This is a genomic window from Arenibacter sp. F26102, assembly GCF_023015865.1.
Classification (GTDB): Bacteria; Bacteroidota; Bacteroidia; order Flavobacteriales; family Flavobacteriaceae; genus Arenibacter.
Genome location: NZ_JALKBC010000054.1, coordinates 1 through 1220, shown reverse-complemented (window position 1 = coordinate 1220; position 1220 = coordinate 1). Strand labels below are relative to the sequence as shown.

Annotated in this window: 1 protein-coding gene; it reads right to left on the bottom strand. The window is 47.1% G+C overall.

From position 1 onward, the window contains the following. On the bottom strand, nt 1–1220 hold a 1220-nt coding region (locus tag MWU78_RS22215; protein WP_247002005.1), incomplete at both ends, for a hypothetical protein.

The window sequence follows — 1220 nt, the reverse complement described above, 5'->3', positions numbered from 1 at the left end:
ACCCAAACTACTGTTCCGATTGCATCCGTGACCAAAACCTTGTCGTTGCCTCCGCTTAATATGTTTTCTGTCTGAACCGCATTATCGGCCAATTCAGCATTTGTAATTCCATCTGCCGCTACGTCCAGCGTATAGGGATCAGCATTAGTTCCTGTTCCAGAACGTACCAGAGTAGCATCAGTTGCATTTAAAATTTCATTTCCGATTACACCATCAATTTCTGTAACCGTCACAGAACCTAAATCTATTAGAATCCAGTCCGTCCCATCCCATTGCATTACCTGCCCAGAGACCGTACCATCAGCTATGTTTTCCAATTGTACCGCGTCATCGGCCAATTTAGCATTGGTCACCGCATCGGCACCTAATTTTGCAGTCACTATGGATAGGTCCTCTACTTTGAAGGGGTCACCAGCAGTTCCCGCTCCCGTAATAGTTACCTGGTCCGCAATGGCGGCGAAGCTCGACTTGTCGATCCACTCCACTGTCCCGATTGCATCCGTAACCAATACCTTGTCGTTACCACCTGAAGACATATCCTCTGTCAAAATAGTACCGTTCAATATATTTTCCGTCTGAACTGCATTGTCCGCCAGTTTGGCGTTGGTCACCGCATCGGCTCCAAGCTTGGCTGTAACTATGGATAGGTCCTCTACTTTGAAGGGGTCACCAGCCGTTCCGGCTCCCGTAATAGTTACCTGATCGGCAATGGCGGCAAAGCTAGACTTGTCAACCCAAACTACTGTTCCGATTGCATCCGTGACCAAAACCTTGTCGTTGCCTCCGCTTAATATGTTTTCTGTCTGAACCGCATTATCGGCCAATTCAGCATTTGTAATTCCATCTGCCGCTACGTCCAGCGTATAGGGATCGGCATTAGTTCCTGTTCCAGAACGTACCAGAGTAGCATCAGTTGCATTTAAAATTTCATTTCCGATTACACCATCGATTTCTGTAACCGTCACAGAACCTAAATCTATTAGAATCCAGTCCGTCCCATCCCATTGCATTACCTGCCCAGAGACCGTACCATCAGCTATGTTTTCCAATTGTACCGCGTCATCGGCCAATTTAGCATTCGTCACCGCATCAGGGCCAAGTTTGGAATTTACTATTGAAAGGTCTTCTACTTTGAAGGGATCCGCTACCGTTCCTACTCCGGTAATAGTTACCTGATCGGCCAAAACAGCGAAGCTGGACTTGTCAACCCAAACTACTGT